Raw genomic sequence first — 22,005 nt, 5'->3', positions numbered from 1 at the left:
GAAACAAGCCAAGCAGAAGTATTTACCACTTTATTCTCATCTAGTTTGAATGATATACTTTTCATAGGTGAGATACCGCCTTTCGTAGGATTTTTTGGGGATAAAAAATACTTCTATGGGCGGGGTATTTTCACCTTTAGTTGTTTTTTGGTAATGTTGCCATGGTAACCCTTGGAAAATACTATGGTCTTGTTTGTACAAAATCTAGGTAGCTAAATAGTTAAGTGTCAAAATCCTTATTTTATTCTTAGAAAATTTCTCAATAATTTTTTCACAATGACTAAGGATCTTCTTTATATCAAGTTTTATTCCATAATATTTCACATTTTTTCTAACTATCTAACTTATCTTTCCAAATCTCCAGTAAAATATTTGTATCTTCAATAAACTCTATCTCTGTCTGTGTTTCTTCCATTTTAATTTTTTCTAATATTTCAAAAGAAAATGCACTAGGGTCAAACTGTTTCCATTCTTTAATCATGCAGGTTTCAGGGCAAGAATTTGTAGCTATTGAAAATAAAAATCGGTTTTTAGATACTTCTATTTCCTTTGTGGCCCTCAACCAAAACTTACCATTCTCCTTACATATTATACGATATACCCCACCAATAATTTCTCGATTTTTGTATTGTTCCTTTAGCTCTTTTCTTGACTGTATACTCATCTATTAATCACTATCCTTTCGGGGACTACTAGTTGTTTTTCTATAACCTTTATAAAACACATACTCCTAATCTTTTTTTGGCTTCCAATAGCGAGAACCATCTATAGAGCGACATAATAACCCGTTATCAACAAGTTCACGTCTCATTATGAAATAATCACCGAAGGTGTGCCATTCATCACATATATCATTAACTTCTTTTTCGGTATAATCTCGGTCAACTTCAAATTTACCAGCTAAATAGCTAAGTGTAGCAATTCTGAATTTATTCTTTGAAGATAGCTGAGTAATTTTTCCTGAATCATCAAGAAACCTCTTAATGTCAATTTTTTGATACATAAGGTTCCTCCTTTCTATAACTTTTTTACCATCTTGCCAAATTTCGTATTAACTGAATCATTATAAAGCTCTATTTGCTAATATATTGAACATACTTTTCTATAGGCATCAATTCCATATTCAAGTTCGCTTGTGTTTCTTCAGATACTGATAAATTACAAGCTAATTCATAACCTGCAGTAGATACAACATCCAGATACTTATTAACAATCTTCCTTACATCAGGATCCTTACTACTTAACAGTATCCCACAATTTCTATACACTTCGAGTATTGGATTCATTGTTTTCATTACAGCTTTCATTGTTTCAAAATTATTATCACCTGGAAATCCCGCATTTGATATGATTACAACTTTTGGTAATTTAATTTCATTATTCTCCATATTATAGTTTCCATTATTCTCTACAACAGTTGGCCGCTTAATGGGGATAAGTCTATCTAAGAAATTTTTTAGATAAGCTGTCATATTCCATAAATAAACCGGGGTAGCGAAACAAACGATATCCGATAAAACACAGGTTTGAAAAAGACTATCCATATCATCCCTATGAATACACTTACCAGGCGTTTTATGCCAACATGTGAAACATCCAACACAATGGTTCACTTTTTTATCACTTAAAAAAATGTTTTCTACTTCAGCACCAGCTTTTCTTGCACCTTCAAGTAAAGCAGCAGCAATAACATGTGTATTGCTATTTGCTCCTCGAGGACTTCCATTAAACACAGTTATTTTCATATAATTAGCTCCTTTAATAAATTAATTTGTTTAGTTAGCATGTCCTTTGACATTATCACTATTGAAGATGAGGTCTTCAAGCTGTCCATAAAATAAATAATGTGTGTGGCAACAGCTTCTCTATCGAATTCTTTAAACTCCTGGTTTTCTTGACCATGTTTGAGAATCATTTTGAGTATATTGACACTATCTTTCACCCGTTGATTTAAACTTTCTCTTTGATCAGGTTCTGCAAATGCAAACTCATGAATTGCAAAATAAAGTCCATTATTGTCACTAAAGATAGATTCTATTTCCTGGCGGAAGTAGGCATCTATGATTCTTTCGGCAGGTACTTTTTTCTGAATATTCTCTTCTACTACTGAACGGTTAATCTTTAGATCAGAATCAAGCATCTCAATGAAAATCTCCTTAGTAGAAGAAAAATACCTATAAACGCCTCCCCGACTCATTTGGCATCTTTCACATATATCTTTCATTGTAACAGCAGTGTATCCTTTTTCTGAAAACAGATTAATAGAGTTTTCAATAATAAATTGTTTGGTTTTATGCCCTTTGGTTGCCATAACTCAAATCCCTTCTTCTAAAAACGACACGTGTGTCTTTAACTAATTATACGACACTAGTGTCGTTTTAGTCAATACTTTTTTAAAGTTCACTCAAATATCCTAATAGCTGCTAATAATTCGAACTCAAACTTAAAAGTTAATCTCAATAAAGCAAAATTCCCTCAAACCATTAGTCTGAGGGGACAACAAATACATAAAAATATTCATTTTTAATTTTTCAAAGCATTTTATTTCTTCTCTATCCTCACGGCCACTTCAACGAAACCTGGCTTTTCCTATTTTAAAAAATTCACCTTCATACCAAAAGATATAAACACACATCATTCAGGCTGGCAAATTTCTTGGTTGATGCGGAAGTCCTCGATCAATAATCCCATATTTTCCTTTATCAATATACTTCCCTAGCACACAAGATACATCATAGATGATTTTATCAAAGTCATTTACAAAATCCACTCTTAACCCCCTTCACAAAATTTTAATTTTTTATTTTCAAAAAAGTGCTGGTTTAATATCTTTATCCAAACTGCTCTCTCAACCTCTCCTATTTCACAAAACATCTAAATTGACTTCTCGTGAACCTCTGACATCCATTCTGCTCTGTACACCCCTAATGACATCTAATCCGCTCTATACGGGGTCTTAAGCCCTTCTTGGACAAGTTCCCGCAGAGCAAAAAATCATCGTTTTACAGCTCTTAAATTTTATTGCTTAAAACCCGGAAAGGCTTATATCAAGCCTTTCCGAGTACACTTCTTTATTTTCTAGACATCAATACCACCGTCTCAACATGTGCCGTATGAGGAAACATATCTACCGGCTGCACTTCCATCGTTTCATAGCCCCTTTCCTGAAGATACGCTAAATCCCTCGCTAGTGTAGCTGGATTGCAGGATACATACACAACCCTTTGTGGATCCATCTTGACTATGGTTTCTAGTACTTCTTCTTCGCAGCCCTTTCTTGGAGGATCTACAACGACTACATCTGCTTTTATACCTTCCGTATAAAACCTTGGTATCACTTCCTCAGCTTTCCCTACATAAAACTCTGCATTATGAATGTTGTTAATTTTGGCATTTTCTTTTGCGTCTTCTATAGCAGCTTCGACTGCTTCCACCCCTATTACTTTTTTAGCTTTTCTTGCTAAAAACAGGGAAATAGTACCTATCCCACAGTATATGTCAAATACACTTTCTACACCCTTAAGTTCTGCATAGTCTAATGCTTTTTCGTATAAGACCTTTGTCTGCAGAGAATTCACTTGGAAAAAGGATTGGGCTGAAATATGGAATTTTAAATCTCCTATATAGTCTACTATTTTGTTCTCGCCAAAAATCGCGATGGTTTCTCTGCCAAAAATAATATTCGTATTCCTATCGTTGATATTTTGCACAATACTCTTCAAGCCCTTAACTTTCTTGGTAAATATTTTCACTAATTCTTCTTTATAAGGTAGTTCTTTTCCATTCGTAACAAGCACCACCATAACTTCCTCTGTAGTGAACCCTACCTTCGTTACTAAGTGCCGAATAAGTCCTTTTCTAGTTTTTTCATCATAAACACTAACTTTATAGTCCATTATATATTCCTTCATAGCTTCAACGACTTCTTTATTAATAGGAGCCTGAATATGACAATAATCTGTATCTATAATGTCATGAGTGCCTTTTTTGTAAAAGCCAAAGATAGCCGCACCTTTGACTATTCCCACTGGAAATTGTGCTTTATTTCTATATTCATAGGGGTTTTCCATACCCAATGTAGGTAATACATTAGTATGAATCTTCCCTATTCTTTCTAATGTTTCTTTAACCCGCTTCCCCTTTATATCTAGTTGGGCTTGATAATCCATATGCATGATTTGACATCCACCACAGATATTAGCAAGAGAACATAAAGGATTTGTTCTGTACTCCGACGGTTCTACAATCTCTATAATTTTTCCTGTACCATAATTTTTCTTAACATTAATAGTTTTTATTTTTAAAGTGTCTCCTGGAATACCCCCTTCTACAAAAACAGTAAACCCTTCTATTCTACCTACCCCTTCACCACTGTGACCTAAATCTTCTATTTTAATAGTATGTATATTATTTTTTTCTAACATGAGGCGAAAGCCCTCCTTTCATATTCCTACTGTCGAATTTTATAGGTTCAATATCATTTTACACTATTTTGCCAATTTCTTGACATCTTTTGTTTTATTGTTTTTGTTTACCATAGATATCCGTTATAATATAATATATGTTAAGCAGATGACTAAAAGTAGATGACCAAAATCTATGATTTTGTGTCAGTCACTTTCACACAGTGCAATCTATGATTTTGTGTTAGTCGCTTATGCAAGGCGAAATTACATAAGTTGGACAAGCTTAGGGGGAGTTGAAAAAATGTCACGATCTATTAGAGCAATTTTGTTATTGATTATGATTTTTGTTGCTGCATCCGGTATGCCTTTATATGCTGATAGTATGAATTTTGATTTTAATTTTGAGTTTGCCACACCCTTCAATTCATCGAAGGAAGATATTGTTGCTATTGATACTAGTATAACCATGCTTTCTCCATCTCACCCTCGTCTAGAAATATCAATAACAGCAAATGAAAAAATTCTACCACTACAGTTTAGCCAGACTAATCCTATTGAACTATCTATATATTTTGAAGATAGTCTTATCAATACCCTGGAAATGAAGGATATAACTATTATCCATGGTGAACCCACTATCATTCAAATGGATCTTCCTCAAAATCTTTTAGATATTCCCGATGGTAATTACGAAATAGATATAAAGCTTACCGTTGAAAATCTAGAAGCTCCAATAGTATCTAGCAAAATTCCAGTTACTTATCATACAGATGCTACTTATGTTGAAGCATTAAAATCTGTCACTAGAAATGAAACTGCTTTAACTTTATATTTCCCGGACAATGACATAAATCATTTAGTACCTATTACAAGAGTAATACCTTATACTAGAACACCTCTTAGGAGTACAATCGATCATTTAACACAGGGTCCAAAGGAAGCTTTAGGTTTACCTGTTGGTTCTCCGATCCCTACAGTGCAAGGATTAAGCTTAAATAGGGGAATAGCAAATGTGTATCTTCCAAGGGATATAGGCACATATGATCAGCATGCCACTTCTGCTAGAATTGCAGTAGAAAGCACAGTAAATTCTTTATCTGCTATAAATGAAGTACAGGGTGTTCAATTTTACTTCGATAATCAGATATTAAACTTTAGTTTTCATGAGACCATTGTAGATAAGCCTATATATCCCTCCAAAAATCCTGAATTTTATGTGGGGAATATAACCAATACAAATCGAATTTTATTAACCCCTGTGCCTATGAGTATCGAAAGTTTAACTATTGATTCTATATTTAATGGATTAAAATATAGTAATCAGCAGATACTCTTCAACTATAATCTACAGCCTACTGTTCCAGAGGAAGTAGTCCTATTAGATTATACTATCGAGGGTGCAGCCCTTGAGCTTAAGCTTAACGAAGCTTTTATGAATGCTTACATCGATTACCCAGATCGTAGAAAAATGATGGTAGATTCTATACTTTATACCTTTACTTCTTTAGAAAATATAGAATCTATTGAATTTCAGGTTGAAGGTTTTGCTTCTGGTTTACCTGATGAAATTCCTTTAAATCAGCCACTAATACCTTCTCCCTATATTAATCCCGAATCATAAGACGGCATTAGCCGTCTTTTTCATGCAAAAAAAATGAGCACAATATGTGCTCGAAACAAATTAGAATCAGTTTACCTCTTATTATTGAAAAGTAGATGACCAAAAGTAGATGACCAAAATCTATGATTTTGTGTCAGTCACTTTTACAGAGTGCAATCTCTGATTTTGTGTCAGTCACTTTCATAGAGTGCAATAAAACCTGTTAAGCATTATTTACCAATACTTGAAAATTTATACCCTTCTTTAAGAGATTATAGTTTATACTTTACTTTCTATAGTAAAATATAAAGGTTCCTTCATCAATCATTCTTTTAATCCTTTTCTTAATCATGAATTTTATTGTTTCTCTAGTAACTGGAATCACTAGACAAAATCCAGCAGCATCGGTGAAAATACCAGGGGTTAATAAGAATGCACCACCAACGATGACACATAATCCATTAATCAGTTCATCTCCTGGCATTCTACCTTGACTCATTTCTAGTTTGATTCTCCTTAATACCCCTTTTCCCTCACTTTTGGCTAGATATGCTCCCAGAACTCCTGTCAGCAAAACAATTAATATAGTATAACCTACTCCTATATATCCGCTTAGCTTTAACAAAATCGCCAGCTCTACAATAGGAACAATGGTAAATAATAAAATAAGCTTTAATAACACATAACCACCTCACTATCAGTTATTAATAAGGGCTTTATACATATCAATATGAGTCTTTTTAAAATTCACAGGTTTTAGATTGGTGTCAACGAAGGCATGGATCGTTGTACCTGTAGCCAACAATTTTTCATCTAATTTCCTAATGATATTATATTCAAAAGTAATGCGAATACCCTTTAGTTCTTTTATTTTTGCTTCTACAATTATTTCATCATCATATCTTGCAGGTTCTTTATAATTGCATTTTACCTCTACCACTGGCAGCATAATGTTTTCCTTCTCCAAATCCTTATAGGAATAACCCATTTCTCTTAAAAAAGTTGTTCTACCTATCTCAAACCATGTGAAATAATTTCCATGGTAAACAACCCCCATTTGATCTGTTTCTTGATATCGAACACGAATTTCACAACGACTTATTCTCAAAATAAAACCTCCTATAATAACATTATTCCTAATAATAGATTCTATATGAAAAGTTTTTTTCCTTTTTATTTTTTATGTTAATAACTTATTTAGGATGAAAAAGAGCGGAGAATCTATACTCTCCGCTACAGCAATGTACTTTTTCCCTAATGAGCCTTTCCAAGATAAGCCTCTAATATAGATTTGTCTTGAAGGATTTCTTCAGCAATTCCTTCTTTTTTAATGACCCCTTGTTCTAAAATATAGGCTTTATCAGCAATAGAGAGGGCTTTATAGGCATTTTGCTCAACCAGTAAGATCGTTTTATTCATCTTCTTAATGTCTTCTATAATTTCAAAAATAGTTCTTACTAATAGCGGTGCTAAACCCAATGAAGGTTCATCCAACAGGATTAAGTCTGGATTACTCATCAATCCTCTTCCCATAGCCAGCATCTGTTGTTCACCACCACTTAGTGTTCCCGCCATTTGATTGATTCTTTCTAGCAATCTAGGAAACAGCTGATATACTTTTTCTAAATCTTCTTCAATCTTTTTCTTATCATTTCTTAGATAAGCCCCCATCATAAGATTGTCTTTAACAGTTAGGTTGGCAAAAATTAGTCTACCTTCTGGAACCTGACAAATACCTAGTTTAACAATTTTATGGGGAGTTCTAGGAATTTCATTACCTTTGTAGGTGATTAGACCTTCTTTCGGCTTAACTATACCAGTTATTGCATTCAGTAAGGTTGATTTCCCTGCTCCATTAGAACCAATAATAGATACTATTTGTCCCTCTTGTACTTCTATATCGATACCTCTTAAGGCATGAATGCCGCCATAATATACGTTTAGATTTTCTACCTTTAGCAAATGACATCCTCCTCCCCAAGATATGCTTCTATAACCTTTGAATTTGATTGTATCTCTTGGGTAGTTCCCTCTGCCAGCTTCTTACCAAAGTTTAAAACTACAATTTTATCGCAAATCCCCATAATTAGATCCATATGATGCTCGATTACCAATACTGTAAGATTAAAGCGATCACGTACTTCTTTTATCAAGTTCATCAATCTTATTGTTTCATCTGGATTCATTCCGGCTGCAGGCTCATCTAACAATAATAGTTTTGGTTTCAATGCCAAGGCTCTAGCAATTTCTAATCGTCTTTGAAGACCATAGGGTAGATTTGAAGCAACAGCATCCTTCCTATCTGTTAGCTCCATAATTTCCAGCAGCTCCTGTACCTGTTGGTGCAGCTTCTTTTCTCCAGTTCTAAATTTTTTATTTCTAATCACTGCATCTAAAATACTATAGTCTGTATTATAATGACAAGCAGTTAATATGTTCTCATAGGTAGTAAGCTTCTTAAAAAGCCTAATGTTTTGAAAAGTTCTTGTTATGCCTGTATCAGCAATCTGATAGGGCTGTAAACCATCAACTCTATTTCCTTCAAATAAAATTTCACCTTCAGTAACATTATATATCCCTGTAATTAGATTAAATATGGTAGTTTTTCCTGCTCCATTTGGTCCTATCAGTCCAGAAATACTATCTTTTTTCACATCAAAGCACATATCTCCGACTGCTGTTAAACCACCAAATTGTTTTGTCACATTTTTCAACGCTAGTATGGTACTCATTAATTATCTCCCCCTATCGTATGTTTTTTCTTTCCTAAAGATGTTATACGAGAGATAAGTTTTTTAATATTGGTTATTGTAATTTCATAACCCCCCATTAAGCCTTGTGGTCTTGTAATCATAATGAAAATAACGGATGCTCCATAGACCACCAGTCTCCATCGATCAAATGCTCTTAAGACCTCCGGTAGTGAAGTTAAAACAATGGCTCCAATAATACTACCAGATATACTACCTAATCCACCAAATATAACCATGATAGTTAATTCTGTGGATTTAATTAATTGGAACATCTTAGGTTGTAGAAACCCTGTATAATGAGCTAACATTCCGCCTGCAATCCCTGCATAGGCTGCACTGATAGCCAAAGAAATCATCTTATATTTAAATACATTAATCCCTATAATTTGTGATGCCATTTCCTCTTCTCTTATTGCCTGTAAATTCCTTCCATGTCTAGACTTAATTAAATTCACTAGAATGACTACAGCAATCACGTTAAAAATGATAACATTCATTAAACCAGTTTTTAAGGGTATTCCTGGCCAGCCTCTAGCTCCACCAAAGTATTGAACATTATCTAATATTAGGCGAATCGCCTCTCCAAACCCTAAGGTAGCTATACAAAAATAGTCTCCTTTAAGGTTTAATGTCAACTTACCAATTACTAGACTGACCAACGCGGCGGCTAAACCTCCTATTAATAAAGCTAAGATGAAGGGAACATTGAATTTGATTGTCATCGCAGCAGTAGTGTAAGCTCCTACTGCCATAAAGCCGGCATGTCCAAAGGAAAAAAGTCCTGTAAATCCTGTTAATAAGGACAGTCCTAATACCGCCATCAAATAAATACCTGATAAAATAAGTATTCCTTGAATATAATACCAACCCATTATGTCACCCCCTATGCCTTATCCTCAGTAATTTTGCCCATAAGGCCACTTGGTCTCCAAATTAATACAGCAATTAGCAATATAAAGGCAATCAGGTCTCTATACTGTGACGAAAAGTAACCAGCAGTTAAGGTTTCTATTACTCCTAATAAGATCGAACCGATTACTGCTCCTGGAAGACTACCTAGCCCACCAAATACAGCTGCTATAAAGGATTTCATAGTGATAAAGCCAATTTGCGGGTAGACTGTATATTTCATACCAAATAATACACCGGCAATCCCTGCCAATACTCCACCTAACCCGAATACGATAAAAATAATTCTATCAGTGTTGACACCCATCAAAGTACTAGCTCGAATACTGTAGGCTGTTGATTTAATTGCCATTCCAGTTTTGGTTTTTTCTATGATATAAACTAACATCATCAAGCTAATGCCCGATATTAGAAACATAATAGCATCTAATCTACCTACTGATATTTGCCCAAATTGAAATGGTGTTGAAGAGAAAACTTTAGGATAAGTTCTAAAGGTAGGACCTATTGTTGCAACTACAATATTTTCTAAGAATATGGAAGCTCCCATTGCAGAAATAATAAAGTATAAAAAAGGAGCATTTCTTTTTCTTAGCGGTCTATAGGCTATGCGCTCTAAAGAAACAGCCAAAAGTCCTGCACCAATAGCAGCTAAAACAAAAGCCACTGCAAAAGGAAGTTCTAATGCAGTCATTAAAAAAAAGCCCATATATGCACCAATCATAATAACTCCACCATGGGCAAAGTTACTGAAGTTCATAATACTATAAACTAGGGAATATCCAACCGCCATTAATGCATAAACACTTCCAATGGATAACCCATTAATCATTTGCTGTAAAAATGCAGACATAACTTACCTCCTTTACGATATTCCTCAGTAGCTGATTATTTCAATATGCAACCTATGATTGTAGAATAGAGAGGGTAGAACCCTCTCTAGACAACTACTCTGCTGAGTATTTTTGTTGGAATATATAATCCCCATCTACAATCTTTATAATAGCAGCATCTTTCCCTTCAGGATTGTGAGTATCTGCACTAATGTTGATTTGTCCTGTTATACCCTTAACACTTACAGTCTTTAAGGCATCTCTTATGGCTACAGAATCGAAGCTGTCTGCATTCTGAATAGCTTGTTCTAGCACTCTAACTGCATCATAGGCAAGATATCCATTCAATTCTACAGGTAAGTTATATTTTGCAGTATATGTAGCTTTAAAATCTTGAACATCTGGGTCTGCAAAGTCTAGATGGTTAACAATATAGCTGCCTTCAATGGCTTCTTTCGCCATTTCTATTAATACTTCTGATGGCCAACCATCTCCACCCATTAGTACAGCATCAATGCCTAATTCTCTCGCTTGATTCGCACTTAAAGCAGCTTCTTTAAAGAAGTAAGGCATGAATAATACTTCTGGGTTCGCTTCTTTAATTTTACTTAATTGAGGTCTAAAATCTACATCTCCAAACTTGAAGCCTTCCTTAGCAACGATTTCTCCACCTTTTTCTTTAAATGTCATCTCAAAGAACTCGGTTAATCCTTGAGAATAGTCATCTGCTACGTCATATAGAATAGCAGCTTTTGTAAATCCTAATACATCCTTAGCATATCCAGCAGCAACTGCGCCTTGGTATGGATCGATAAAGCATACTCTAAAGTTAAAAGGCTTTACTTGACCATTGTCGTCAACAGTTACTTTAGGGTTCGTAGCAACAGTAGCTATGCCTGGCACCTTCATCTCTTCTAGCACAGAAGAAATAGCGATAGCTTGACCACTGGCATTTGGACCGATAAGCGCTACGATCTTGTCTTGAGATGTTAATCTTCTTACAGCGTTAACCGCTTCCATAGCATCTCCACGGGTATCATATCCAATTACATTAATCTGCTTACCTAGCAATCCCCCATTTTCATTTATTTCTTCGAATAACATTTTTACCGTGTTGAATTCGCAGTTACCCCATACAGCTTGGTCACCAGTTAAGGAACCTATCCAACCAACATTCACTACCTCAACATCTACATCTTCAGTAGGCTCATCTATTGCAGCAGGCTCAGTTGGCTTTGGACTACACCCCGTAACTAATAAAGATAAAATTATTACTGTAGAGATTAATAAAAAGAAAGCTCTTTTTTTCATTTTTTCTCCCCCTAATTCTTTTATTTATAGCCTTTTTCATTGAATCTTTTCTTTTCTCTCATATTCTACAAAGGCATCACCACCTTGGTTTCATTGATAATAAGAAATGTTCAATATAATAAAGCACAAAACAATACAAGTTTTTCATCTATTAGGAATATTTTCTATTTTTTAATTATAAGTGTTTTTTATAAAATATGCTAGTACTTTCTTTTCTTATATATGAGCAATTCATATGAAACATGCCTTGTATTTTACTACATAACAGCAAAAAAAAGAGCCTACTATTGTTTGTAGACTCCTTAAAGTGTTCCTTTATATCATTTATATGAATAAAGGGGGAGAATGTTTATTACATATTTACATTATATGAAACTCAAGCTATTATTGTGTTAATAATAGGTAAAAAATATGTTAATTAAAGAACTCTTGTTTTGCCACTATAAATTAATCCTGTATTAGCATCTACCGTTACAATGTCTCCATTCTTTAGCTTTTTTGTAGCTAACTCCGCGCCTACTACTGTAGGTTTGCCAAGGTTTAAGCCTACAATAGCTGCATGACTGGTTAATCCACCCTCTTCTGTTACAATGGCTCCTGCCATTTCTATATAAGGCATTAAATCTTTATCAGTGAATTGTGTTACTAATACATCTCCTTCTTTTAAGCCATTACCATCTTCTTTTGTAGCATCTAAAACTACAACTCTGCCAGTAGCTGACTTTTTGCCAATGCCTGTTCCTGATAATAGGATATCTCCAACAATGTGGGCTTTAATTAAATTTGTAGTTCCTGCCACACCTACAGGGACACCTGCTGTGATGACTATTAATTCACCTCTTTGAATCATGCCTTGTTCTAATGCCCTTTGTACCGACAACTCGATTATATCATCAGTTGATTGTAGCTCTTCTGTTATCACTGAGTAGACACCCCATACTAAACTCAATCTTCTTCTGACACTTTCCTTTGTAGTAGCAGCAATAATAGGCGCCTTAGGTCTAAATTTTGCTACCATTCTTGCAGTATGACCTGAAGAAGTAGCGGTTATGATAGCGGATGCCTGTAGATCCATAGCTGTTACACAGGTGGCATTACTAATAGCATCTGTTATGGTAGTTTCCTTTTCTACAGCTTTACTTCGAAGCAGTTCTCTATAGTTTATAGATTCTTCTGTTCTCTTGGCAATTGTCATCATAGTTTTTACAGCTTCAATAGGGTATTTCCCTGCAGCAGTTTCACCAGATAGCATAATGGCATCTGTACCATCTAAAATAGCATTAGCTACATCTGTAACCTCAGCACGGGTAGGTCTAGGATTCCTCATCATAGAATCCAGCATTTGCGTAGCTGTAATAACTGGTTTTCCTACCTTATTGCATTTCTCAATCATCAATTTTTGAACTAAAGGTATTTCCTCTGTAGGAATTTCTACCCCTAGGTCTCCTCTAGCTACCATAATCCCATCAGATACTTCAATGATTTCATCTAAATTGTCTACACCCTCTTGGTTTTCTATCTTAGAAATAATTTGGATGTTCACTGCATTGTTTTCCTCTAGTATTTTCCTAATAGCTAATACATCTTCAGCCTTTCTTACAAAGGAGGCAGCAATAAAATCGATGTCCATTTTTATACCAAACTCAATGTCACCTCTGTCCTTTTCTGTAATAGCTGGAAGATTAATTTTTACACCTGGTACATTAACACCCTTATGGTTTTTTACAATTCCTGCGTTTTCAACAATACATTCGATATCAGTTCCATTTGTAATTTTTTGTACTGTTAATCCAACTAAACCATCATCTATTAAGATTTGGTCTCCTTCTTTAACATCTTCTGCTAATTCAGTATAACTCACATTACAAATTGTATCGTCTCCTAGTACTTCTCTTGTAGTAATAGTAAATTTTTGTCCTTCCTTTAGCAGTACCTCTGGATCTTTGAATTTACCAGTTCGTATTTCTGGCCCCTTTGTATCTAAAAGGATAGCTATAGGTACATTTAATTCTTCTCTTACGGATTTAACGGTTTCTATTCTCTTACCATGCTCTTCATGATTTCCATGGGAAAAGTTCATTCTCGCAACATTTAATCCATTTTCAACTAATTGTTTAAACACTTCTCTTTGTTCACTAGCAGGTCCTAAAGTACATACAATTTTGGTTTTCTTCACAGTTTTTTTCCTCCCTTTATATCGATAAAATATCAGCTAATTGATAAGCATCTTCTTCTAATTTTTTTTCTAAACTTAAGGCTTCGTCAATATCTATACTAAAAGTCTTATTTCCTTGTACACCAACAACAAGACTACCTTTGCCTTCTAACAATAAATCTACAGCCTTTGCACCCATTTTACTGGCTAATATTCTATCGAATGCTGTTGGGCTTCCTCCTCTTTGTATATGACCTAAAATTGTTGCTCTTGTTTCTATACCTGTTTTTTCTTCAATAACACCTCCAAGCTCAATTGCTCCTCCTACACCTTCTGCAAGAACGATAATACTATGTAGTTTTCCTCTATTTTTCCCTTTTATAAGCTTTTTACAAACTTGGTCGATGTCCAAACCTACTTCTGGAATAATAATACTTTCCGCACCACCAGCTAACCCAGCATATAGAGCAATATCACCACAATGTCTTCCCATAACCTCTATAATATTAGCTCTACCATGGGAAGCAGACGTATCTCTAATTTTACTTATAGCATCTACTACAGTATTCATAGCAGTATCAAATCCAATTGTATAATCGGTATAGGCTAAATCATTATCAATGGTTCCCGGCACACCAATTGTTGGTATTCCTAGTTCACTAAGCTTTTGTGCCCCTCTGAAGGAGCCATCTCCACCAATTACCACTAAACCTTCTATCCCAAATACTTTTAATACGTTTAATGCTCTCATTCTTCCTTCTTCTGTTCTAAATTCTTCACTGCGGGCTGTTCTTAATATGGTGCCACCTCTATGTATAATATCTGCAACAGAGGACAAATTCATTTCCTCTAGTTGTCCATTGATTAATCCGTCATAGCCTCTTTTAACCCCTAACACCTTGCACCCATTAGAAATTGCATTTCTTACCACAGCTCTTATGGCAGCATTCATACCAGGGGAATCACCTCCGCTGGTTAATACTCCTATTGTATTCATGTTATTACCTCCATTCCATCCTACAGGGTCTAATTTCGTCCCTATAAACAAATTATATCCCACTTAATTGTACCACAAATTCTTTGCTATTTTTCAAAAATTCTGAAGGTTATTGTTTTTGAAATACATAAGAGAAAACCCTTATGTATTTATAGGTAACAGCATTAACTTCTACAGCCCTTGATGAAACAGTAATGTGTGTGCCTCCTCTACTTCAGATCTAGGAACTAGTACTTCACAGGTTCCCCTATCATTGTTTTTGCTAATCGGTTTTATCTTTACTAAGAAGCCTTCTTTGGTTAAGATTTTCTCGATATATTCAGCATCATCTCTAGTATTTGCCATGTATACTACTGTCCACATTTTAAGGCCTCCTTTACCATTGACATTTAAATCTTGTCCAAGGTGCATGTCTTTTAAGCAATAGGACATTATATGCTCTGTGTAATTATAAGCAAATTATAATTTTCGTAATTGGTTTCATGAAAGTCATCCTATAGATCATTCTAGGAAGGACTTTCCTACTAACAATTATATATAATTTGTCGATTATTTTCAAATAGAATTCTTTCTAGATGATAATAATTTTTTAACGACTTCCTTAAGGAAGTCCATCTTACGAAATAGACTTAACTTTAACTGATTTATCACCAAAAACTCCTATTAATTCCTTCATTAATTCACTATTTAATTTTACCCATAGATCTCTTTCTGCTCTAAAGGTTTTATTTTCCTTTTCAATATAAACATAGACAGGCACATTACCATGATACTTTCTAAAAATATTCTTTGCTTTTTCTAGCAAAATAATATCTTCTTTTTCTTCAATTCGAATGTATAATTTATCTGCCTCCATTTTTTTTAAGGGCTTTACCTTGTTTGCTAAAATTTTAGGTTTTTCTTCATCTTTCATATTAAGGGTTCCTTCTATAATAACAAAGTAATCCTCCTGTAACAAGTTAGAATGCTCGCTTAAGGTTCTTGGAAATATAATACATTCTATTGTGCCAAACAAATCTTCTAAAATAACAAAGGCCATCAATTGATTATTTTTTGTAGTTTTTGTCGTCTTTTCTAGTATAATACCCCCAACTCTTACGATTTCTCCATCCTTATATTTGGCTTCTTGAGGGTTTTCCATCATCTCTACTAAGTCATTGCTGTTGACATTCACAAAATACTTTAACTCCTGTTGATATTCTGCTAAAGGATGTCCACTGATATATAAACCTAATACATCTTTTTCCATAGTTAGTTTAATTTTGTCATTAAATTCTTTTATATTAGGTAATACATCTTCTTTAAAGGCTATAGCTGTGTCATTGGTCATATCAAACAAGCCGATTTGCCCTTCAATATTCCTTTTTTTATCTTGTCCTACACTCTCTAATATTCTTTCATATGCAGCCATTAGCTGAGCTCTATATACCTTAAAATCATCAAATGCTCCACACTTTATCAAGCTTTCTACAGCTCTTTTATTTAAATCTTTTGATTCTACTCTTTGGCAAAATTCCGTAAAGCTGGTGAATTTTCCTTTTTCCTCTCTAGCTTTAGCTAGAGAGTCAATCATGTTCACCCCTACATTTTTAACAGCGGCCAATCCAAAGCGTATTTTATTTCCTTCCACTGTAAATGTACTAAAGCTTTTATTAATGTCAGGGGGTAAAATTTCAATCCCCATTCTTTTACAGTCTTGAATGTACTGGGCTACCTTTGTTGTATTACCCATTACACTGGTTATTAAAGCCGCCATAAATTCAACTGGATAGTAGGTTTTTAGGTAGGCTGTTTGATATCCTAAGACTGCATAAGCAGCTGCATGGGATTTATTGAAGGCATAATTAGCAAAGTCGATCATATCGTCGTAGATTTTATTGGCAACATTCTCTGGAACCCCATTCCTGATGCAACCAGAAATTTCAATGTCTCCCTGTTCATCCACCTTCCCATAGATGAAGTATTGCCTCTCCTCCTCCATGACACTTCTTTTCTTTTTCCCCATAGCTCTTCGTACTAGATCACTTCTACCGTAGCTATAGCCTGCCAAATCTCTTACTACCTGCATTACCTGCTCCTGATAAACCAAGCAACCATAGGTTACTTCCAATATGGGTTTGAGACTTTCATGTAAGTATTCTACTTTAGAAGGATCATTTTTGCATGCAACATACTGAGGGATAGAATCCATTGGTCCTGGTCGATAGAGAGATATACCTGCAATGATATCCTCAATAGAACTAGGCTTTAATTCCTTCATAAACTGAATCATGCCAGCACTCTCTAACTGAAACAAACCTAAAGTTTCTCCTCTACTAATAAGCTGATATACCTTTTCGTCCTCATAATTACAAGTTGAGAAATCAATTTTTATGTTGTGGTTTTTCTCCACTAAATCAATGGCATCCCTTATAACAGTTAGGGTTCTTAATCCTAAGAAATCCATCTTTAATAAGCCTAATTCCTCTAGGGTCCCCATGGTGAATTGAGTAGTTGCACTGTTGTCATGGACATATAAAGGCACATGCTCATCTAAAGCTTTTTTGGAGATTACTACCCCAGCAGCGTGAGTAGAAGCATGTCTAGGCATACCCTCTAGTTTTTTAGCCATCTCAATTAAATATTTGGCTTCCTCATCCTCCTCATAAAGATTCTTGAATTGAGGGTTCATTTCTAGCGCTTTACGAATGGTCATACCTATAGCAAAGGGGATTTCTTTTGCTATTCGATCCACTACATTGTAGGGCATATTGATTACTCTCCCAACATCTCGAATAGCAGCCCTGGCCCCCATTGTTCCAAAGGTAATGATTTGTGCTACCTTCTCTTCTCCATATTTATCTTTAACATAGTTAATGACTTCCTCACGTCTCTCATAACAAAAATCGATATCAATATCTGGCATAGAGATTCTCTCAGGGTTCAGAAAACGTTCAAAGATAAGATTATATCGTATAGGGTCAATATCTGTTATCCCTAATGTATAGGCAACGATACTACCTGCAGCACTTCCCCTACCTGGTCCAACAGGGATACTATTGTCTTTAGCATACTTTATAAAGTCCCAAACAATTAAAAAATACTCTGCATAACCCATTTCTTCGATAACCTTAAGCTCATATTCTAGTCTGTCCTTCAAGGTTTCTGCGGGATTTTTATACCTTTGCTCCAAACCTTCATAGCATAGCTTTCTTAAATATTCTTGTACATCATAACCCTCTGGTGTATCATATTGAGGAAGATGTATTGTATTAAAATCAAATTCTACATTACAATCCTCCGCGATTTTTCCTGTATTTTCTAAAGCTTCTTCAGCATAGGGAAACAAATCCCTCATTTCTTCAGTACTTTTCAAGTAAAACTCTTCATTTGGAAACTTCATTCTATCCTTATCTTCCTGTATCTTGCCTGTTTGAATACAAAGTAGGATATCATGGGGTTCTGCATCCTCTTTATTAACATAGTGAACATCATTGGTTGCCACTAGAGGTATTTTAGTCTCTCTGCTAAGCTTAAGCAGTTGATAATTTACTTCTTTTTGTTCCTTCAGTCCATGATCCTGTAGTTCTAGATAGAAATTATCTTTACCATAAATGTCCTGAAGCTGAAGTGCTATTTCTTTAGCCTTTTCATAATTGTTTTTCATTAAATGCTGTTGAATATCTCCTGCTAAACAAGCACTCAAAGCAATTAATCCGTCGCTATATTTGGCTAGCTCCTCATAATCAACTCTAGGCTTATAATAAAACCCATATAAATAAGAGTGGGATACAAGCTTAAGTAAGTTTTGATATCCCTCCATATTTTTAGCTAATAAAACTAAATGTCCTTGATATTTATCTTTATTGGGATCCTTGTCTCTCATCCCTCGAGAAGCCGTATAAACTTCGCAGCCTATAATGGGTTTAATTCCTTTTTTTATAGCTGCTTTATAAAAATCTACTACACCAAACATCGTTCCATGGTCAGTAATGGCTATCGCCTTCATACCCAGTTCTTTTACTCTGTCCATCACTTTATTGATGGTTGTGAAACCATCCAAAAGACTGTATTCCGTATGTACATGAAGGTGTGCAAAACCTTTACTCATCCAATATCACATCCCTTCGGCAGCACAGCATACTTTTTTTCATACATTAAATTTATCATATTCTTGTTGGGATTGAAAGAGACTGGAAGAGGAAATATATTTCATTTCAAAACAAAAAACTATGGCTTGAAAAAGTGTTCTTCACCGCCATTAATATCAAAACTTAAATAAATTATCTCAAATTCTTATACATTATCTAACCTATACCCTTCCTTCGAAACCCTCTTCCAGATATCTGCTAAGCCTCTGCTATAGGAAGTAGTATCGTCTCTCATACCTATAATCCTTCGCATAATATTCAATATGCATCGTTGATTATTTATTACATCAACTATTATATAGGTAGCATTGTAATGATGTAACCACCAGCAATTAAACTTAAGACATTTGCAACAAGAGCATATGATACCTTCCGAGGCCCAGAATGCTCTTTTACAAGGATTAAAAATGATAATATCTCAACGATAACTATAATTATTTCAGCAAATATCAGTGAAAAGACCAAATAACTCTGAGCAGGAGGAAATCCATTAATCCAAATATTTAATGCTCCTTGAGTAACCAAATTTATCATAAGAAAAGCTATCCATGATTCTTTGTTTCTAAAACCAAATTGCCAGAATAGAATTCCTTCTATAATAAGTGTTAAAATGATGCGCATGGAAACTAATAAAATGGATCTTGATAACAATTTTCCAGGCGTCAGTGTTTGAGCATCCAAATCTAATGTATATATATTATTATATAATTTTAGTGGTTTCTCCAAAGCTATTTCATAGTTGATGTTCCCTGTACTGATGGTAAATGTATAATCAGAAACCATTCGGATTTCGCGGGAATAAAAAGTATAATGGGTTTCAATTAATTTATTTGTTTCTCTAGCCTCTGTAAAAGCATCTCCAGTTCCAACGCTTATTTCCAAGTCATCTGGTGCATTGGGAACGATAATCAGTATGGATGGTGGCTCAGCTGAATTCCCATAGCTACTATGTACTGTAAACATTGATATAAATATAGCCAGAATCACTATAGTAAATATTTTATTTTCCTTGACCATATTACTTCTCATCTTCTTTTCTCTCCTTTTAATGAGTTTATTTCTATATATTCATATGTTTTCTTCAATTCTTGTTTGTTTCTAATCGTACGCTCATAAATGATTTTGTTCAGTTTAAAATCCTTCATCATTAGTGTATCGAACACCATAAAAACTCTTGAATTGGATCCCTTATTATTTAGGTTTTTCTTCTATAATCCATGGTAAAGACACTTCAAACTCTAATTGAACCACTGGTTTTGGGAAGTCATTAGGAAGCAATTCGATTTCATCACTAAAGCCCAAAAAATAGCTCCCCACTTTTAACATCTTTTCTTTATCCCAATGAAGAGATGAAAACTTCGGGCCGTCAATGATATTACCAACAAAATGATAAAACCCTGAATAATGCCTTATTCCTGGCTCAATTTCACCAAATTCAATAAATTCTCCTTCTTTTAATGGATCTATTCCTAATTTACTAAAGAACTCCTCTATATCGTTAGTTAACGATTTGAGATTTTCTCTATAATTTATACAATAAGCGCAGGTGCAGCCTTCGCAGATATTTTTGTAGTATTCTTCAGTCTTTACCCTATCAAATTCAATTATCCACTCACCAAACTTATATTTATCCATGATACACCTCAACAATTTCAAATAATTTATTTGTTCAACTCTGAATCAATATACTTCAGATAAAAGCAATGCATTTTGCCTAACGTTTTGAAGTAGGGACGACCTGTGGTCGTCCGAATGTATATGGAATTAGGCGACCACAGGTCACCCCTACTCATGACGCATTTTTTTCCTTATATTATTTAACAAATATAACACTTGTTGCACATTTTCTATCTGATCTGCCACTATAACCTATATAAGTGAGGAGAATTACCTTTTTCTTTAGTGTATTAAGAATGGACTAGCTTCATTAGCCCAACTCTAAATATTTACTAACAACTGATTTAGCTAAACATTTTGATGAGTCAATTACATCAATTGAAGGATTTGCTTTCTCTAATACTATATTTAAATCAGTACAAGCTATCACTATATTTTCAATAGACTCCTTTTTCACATCTTCGATAAGTTTGTTCCAAATACCAATATTCTCATTACTCTCTTTATCTATTTTTATGCTTTGAATAAGATTATTTAACTCTGTTTGCCATCCATCTTTAAAAATGAATTCATGACTACCATTTGTTATACCTTTTTGATAAACTTCTGACTGAAATGTTGAACTTGTTGAAAATAGAGTTACTTTTTGTGAAACTATAGGTAGTTCTTTAATGGTTTCATCTATGATATTTAATAAAGGGATATTAATCGATTCTTGTAATTCCTTATAATATATATGGGCTGAATTGCATGGCATTGCAATAAAACTCACACCTATAGACTGAAGTTTTTGTAATCCTTCAATAACAGTTTTTTTCATTAGTTCATGATTTATTGGTCGGTCAATATAAAATGGAGTAGGCAATGAATATATCATCATTTTGGGAAATTCTTCATCGTACTTAGCACCATATTGAAGTTGACATTCATCAATAACTAAGTTAATAAATGGTGCTGTTGACCTTGGACCCATTCCAGCTAAAATTCCAATTAGTTTTTGGCTCATGTGTTCTATCTCCTTTTAATAAACAAGTTTACTTTCTACTCTAAAGTATATATTTTTAACCAAAGTACTATGAGTTGATCCGAACCCTGTAGTGTCATTGACCGTCCTATTTTTCGATTGGATAGGTCTACCAACTTATTGCTGGAACCTACAGGTCCTCCCGAGTTCTTGACATTTCTCTTCATATCAAGCATACAAAAAACCTTAGTCCTACAGTCTTCTTTGAAAATCTATGATTGATAACCCATTGTGTTATGATCCATTGAAATAAAACTTACTTGTGGTAAA

General features: G+C 34.4%; 21 protein-coding genes. 1 reads left to right on the top strand and 20 read right to left on the bottom strand.

Annotation, left to right across the window (positions count from 1 at the left end; genetic code table 11):
- Nucleotides 1–331: 331 nt before the first annotated feature.
- The 6 genes from CHB72_RS19425 to rlmD all read right to left on the bottom strand — a co-directional run bounded on the left by CHB72_RS19425 (nt 332) and on the right by rlmD (nt 4,424).
- Entirely contained in the window at nt 332–664 is a 333-nt protein-coding gene (locus tag CHB72_RS19425; protein WP_089284533.1) for a GIY-YIG nuclease family protein, read from the bottom strand.
- 66 nt (nt 665–730) lie between these two features.
- Nucleotides 731–1,003 carry a DUF2087 domain-containing protein gene (locus tag CHB72_RS19420; RefSeq protein ID WP_089284532.1) on the bottom strand — a complete coding sequence of 91 codons (273 nt, stop codon included), beginning with the start codon at nt 1,001–1,003 and terminating at the stop codon, nt 731–733.
- A 70-nt stretch (nt 1,004–1,073) separates the two neighbouring features.
- Nucleotides 1,074–1,745 carry a flavodoxin family protein gene (locus CHB72_RS19415; RefSeq protein WP_089284531.1) on the bottom strand — a complete coding sequence of 224 codons (672 nt, stop codon included), beginning with the start codon at nt 1,743–1,745 and terminating at the stop codon, nt 1,074–1,076.
- Nucleotides 1,742–2,311 (bottom strand): TetR/AcrR family transcriptional regulator, encoded by a 570-nt coding sequence (locus CHB72_RS19410; protein WP_089284530.1) that lies wholly within the window; start codon nt 2,309–2,311, stop codon nt 1,742–1,744. The genes CHB72_RS19415 and CHB72_RS19410 overlap by 4 nt, the downstream gene beginning before the upstream one ends.
- Before the next feature lie 327 nt (nt 2,312–2,638).
- Nucleotides 2,639–2,770, bottom strand: a complete 132-nt coding sequence (locus CHB72_RS27865) for a hypothetical protein (protein WP_278277875.1) — start codon at nt 2,768–2,770, stop codon at nt 2,639–2,641.
- A gap of 301 nt (nt 2,771–3,071) precedes the next feature.
- On the bottom strand, nt 3,072–4,424 hold the full coding sequence (gene rlmD / locus CHB72_RS19405; RefSeq protein WP_089284529.1) for a 23S rRNA (uracil(1939)-C(5))-methyltransferase RlmD: 1,353 nt from the start codon (nt 4,422–4,424) through the stop codon (nt 3,072–3,074).
- Between the two features lie 283 nt (nt 4,425–4,707).
- Between rlmD and CHB72_RS19400 the strand changes: the two genes are divergently transcribed.
- A complete protein-coding gene (locus tag CHB72_RS19400) occupies nt 4,708–6,027 on the top strand; it encodes a GerMN domain-containing protein (protein ID WP_176431487.1) in 1,320 nt (439 codons plus the stop codon).
- A 265-nt stretch (nt 6,028–6,292) separates the two neighbouring features.
- Here CHB72_RS19400 and CHB72_RS19395 read toward each other — a convergent pair whose 3' ends face one another.
- The 14 genes from CHB72_RS19395 to CHB72_RS19330 form a co-directional block, all read right to left on the bottom strand.
- On the bottom strand, nt 6,293–6,688 hold the full coding sequence (locus CHB72_RS19395) for an FxsA family protein (protein ID WP_089284527.1): 396 nt from the start codon (nt 6,686–6,688) through the stop codon (nt 6,293–6,295).
- A gap of 15 nt (nt 6,689–6,703) precedes the next feature.
- On the bottom strand, nt 6,704–7,114 hold the full coding sequence (locus CHB72_RS19390) for an acyl-CoA thioesterase (protein WP_242975202.1): 411 nt from the start codon (nt 7,112–7,114) through the stop codon (nt 6,704–6,706).
- A 146-nt stretch (nt 7,115–7,260) separates the two neighbouring features.
- Entirely contained in the window at nt 7,261–7,968 is a 708-nt protein-coding gene (locus CHB72_RS19385; protein ID WP_089284526.1) for an ABC transporter ATP-binding protein, read from the bottom strand.
- Nucleotides 7,962–8,738, bottom strand: coding sequence for an ABC transporter ATP-binding protein (locus tag CHB72_RS19380; RefSeq protein WP_176431485.1), 777 nt, complete (start codon nt 8,736–8,738; stop codon nt 7,962–7,964). The genes CHB72_RS19385 and CHB72_RS19380 overlap by 7 nt, the downstream gene beginning before the upstream one ends.
- Nucleotides 8,738–9,631, bottom strand: coding sequence for a branched-chain amino acid ABC transporter permease (locus CHB72_RS19375; protein WP_089284525.1), 894 nt, complete (start codon nt 9,629–9,631; stop codon nt 8,738–8,740). Before CHB72_RS19375 ends, CHB72_RS19380 begins: the two co-directional genes overlap by 1 nt.
- An 11-nt stretch (nt 9,632–9,642) precedes the next feature.
- Nucleotides 9,643–10,521, bottom strand: coding sequence for a branched-chain amino acid ABC transporter permease (locus CHB72_RS19370; protein ID WP_089284524.1), 879 nt, complete (start codon nt 10,519–10,521; stop codon nt 9,643–9,645).
- Between the two features lie 94 nt (nt 10,522–10,615).
- Nucleotides 10,616–11,812, bottom strand: coding sequence for an ABC transporter substrate-binding protein (locus CHB72_RS19365; RefSeq protein WP_089284523.1), 1,197 nt, complete (start codon nt 11,810–11,812; stop codon nt 10,616–10,618).
- 418 nt (nt 11,813–12,230) lie between these two features.
- Nucleotides 12,231–13,988 (bottom strand): pyruvate kinase, encoded by a 1,758-nt coding sequence (pyk, locus tag CHB72_RS19360; protein ID WP_089284522.1) that lies wholly within the window; start codon nt 13,986–13,988, stop codon nt 12,231–12,233.
- 16 nt (nt 13,989–14,004) lie between these two features.
- Nucleotides 14,005–14,964 carry a 6-phosphofructokinase gene (gene pfkA / locus CHB72_RS19355; RefSeq protein WP_089284521.1) on the bottom strand — a complete coding sequence of 320 codons (960 nt, stop codon included), beginning with the start codon at nt 14,962–14,964 and terminating at the stop codon, nt 14,005–14,007.
- A 171-nt stretch (nt 14,965–15,135) separates the two neighbouring features.
- A complete protein-coding gene (locus CHB72_RS19350; protein WP_089284520.1) occupies nt 15,136–15,327 on the bottom strand; it encodes a hypothetical protein in 192 nt (63 codons plus the stop codon).
- A gap of 253 nt (nt 15,328–15,580) precedes the next feature.
- Nucleotides 15,581–19,054, bottom strand: coding sequence for a DNA polymerase III subunit alpha (locus tag CHB72_RS19345; protein WP_089284519.1), 3,474 nt, complete (start codon nt 19,052–19,054; stop codon nt 15,581–15,583).
- Between the two features lie 334 nt (nt 19,055–19,388).
- A complete protein-coding gene (locus tag CHB72_RS19340) occupies nt 19,389–20,123 on the bottom strand; it encodes a hypothetical protein (protein ID WP_089284518.1) in 735 nt (244 codons plus the stop codon).
- Between the two features lie 162 nt (nt 20,124–20,285).
- Nucleotides 20,286–20,729, bottom strand: coding sequence for a hypothetical protein (locus CHB72_RS19335; RefSeq protein ID WP_089284517.1), 444 nt, complete (start codon nt 20,727–20,729; stop codon nt 20,286–20,288).
- Between the two features lie 292 nt (nt 20,730–21,021).
- Nucleotides 21,022–21,717, bottom strand: coding sequence for an aspartate/glutamate racemase family protein (locus CHB72_RS19330; RefSeq protein ID WP_089284516.1), 696 nt, complete (start codon nt 21,715–21,717; stop codon nt 21,022–21,024).
- Between the last annotated feature and the right edge of the window lie 288 nt (nt 21,718–22,005).

The sequence above is a fragment of the Anaerovirgula multivorans genome (genome assembly GCF_900188145.1).
Classification (GTDB): domain Bacteria; phylum Bacillota; class Clostridia; order Peptostreptococcales; family Natronincolaceae; genus Anaerovirgula; species Anaerovirgula multivorans.
Note: the sequence above shows the minus strand (reverse complement) of the source record. Positions and strands in the feature narration are given on the sequence as shown.

What these genes read in the sequence shown, in the direction of transcription:
- CHB72_RS19425 (WP_089284533.1), bottom strand. Translation starts at nt 664, where the DNA reads ATGAGTATACAGTCAAGAAAAGAGCTAAAGGAACAATACAAAAATCGA.
- CHB72_RS19420 (WP_089284532.1), bottom strand. Translation starts at nt 1,003, where the DNA reads ATGTATCAAAAAATTGACATTAAGAGGTTTCTTGATGATTCAGGAAAA.
- CHB72_RS19415 (WP_089284531.1), bottom strand. Translation starts at nt 1,745, where the DNA reads ATGAAAATAACTGTGTTTAATGGAAGTCCTCGAGGAGCAAATAGCAAT.
- CHB72_RS19410 (WP_089284530.1), bottom strand. Translation starts at nt 2,311, where the DNA reads ATGGCAACCAAAGGGCATAAAACCAAACAATTTATTATTGAAAACTCT.
- rlmD (WP_089284529.1), bottom strand. Translation starts at nt 4,424, where the DNA reads ATGTTAGAAAAAAATAATATACATACTATTAAAATAGAAGATTTAGGT.
- CHB72_RS19400 (WP_176431487.1), top strand. Translation starts at nt 4,708, where the DNA reads ATGTCACGATCTATTAGAGCAATTTTGTTATTGATTATGATTTTTGTT.
- CHB72_RS19380 (WP_176431485.1), bottom strand. Translation starts at nt 8,738, where the DNA reads ATGAGTACCATACTAGCGTTGAAAAATGTGACAAAACAATTTGGTGGT.
- CHB72_RS19375 (WP_089284525.1), bottom strand. Translation starts at nt 9,631, where the DNA reads ATGGGTTGGTATTATATTCAAGGAATACTTATTTTATCAGGTATTTAT.
- CHB72_RS19370 (WP_089284524.1), bottom strand. Translation starts at nt 10,521, where the DNA reads ATGTCTGCATTTTTACAGCAAATGATTAATGGGTTATCCATTGGAAGT.
- CHB72_RS19365 (WP_089284523.1), bottom strand. Translation starts at nt 11,812, where the DNA reads ATGAAAAAAAGAGCTTTCTTTTTATTAATCTCTACAGTAATAATTTTA.
- pfkA (WP_089284521.1), bottom strand. Translation starts at nt 14,964, where the DNA reads ATGAATACAATAGGAGTATTAACCAGCGGAGGTGATTCCCCTGGTATG.
- CHB72_RS19350 (WP_089284520.1), bottom strand. Translation starts at nt 15,327, where the DNA reads ATGTGGACAGTAGTATACATGGCAAATACTAGAGATGATGCTGAATAT.
- CHB72_RS19345 (WP_089284519.1), bottom strand. Translation starts at nt 19,054, where the DNA reads ATGAGTAAAGGTTTTGCACACCTTCATGTACATACGGAATACAGTCTT.
- CHB72_RS19340 (WP_089284518.1), bottom strand. Translation starts at nt 20,123, where the DNA reads ATGAGAAGTAATATGGTCAAGGAAAATAAAATATTTACTATAGTGATT.
- CHB72_RS19335 (WP_089284517.1), bottom strand. Translation starts at nt 20,729, where the DNA reads ATGGATAAATATAAGTTTGGTGAGTGGATAATTGAATTTGATAGGGTA.
- CHB72_RS19330 (WP_089284516.1), bottom strand. Translation starts at nt 21,717, where the DNA reads ATGAGCCAAAAACTAATTGGAATTTTAGCTGGAATGGGTCCAAGGTCA.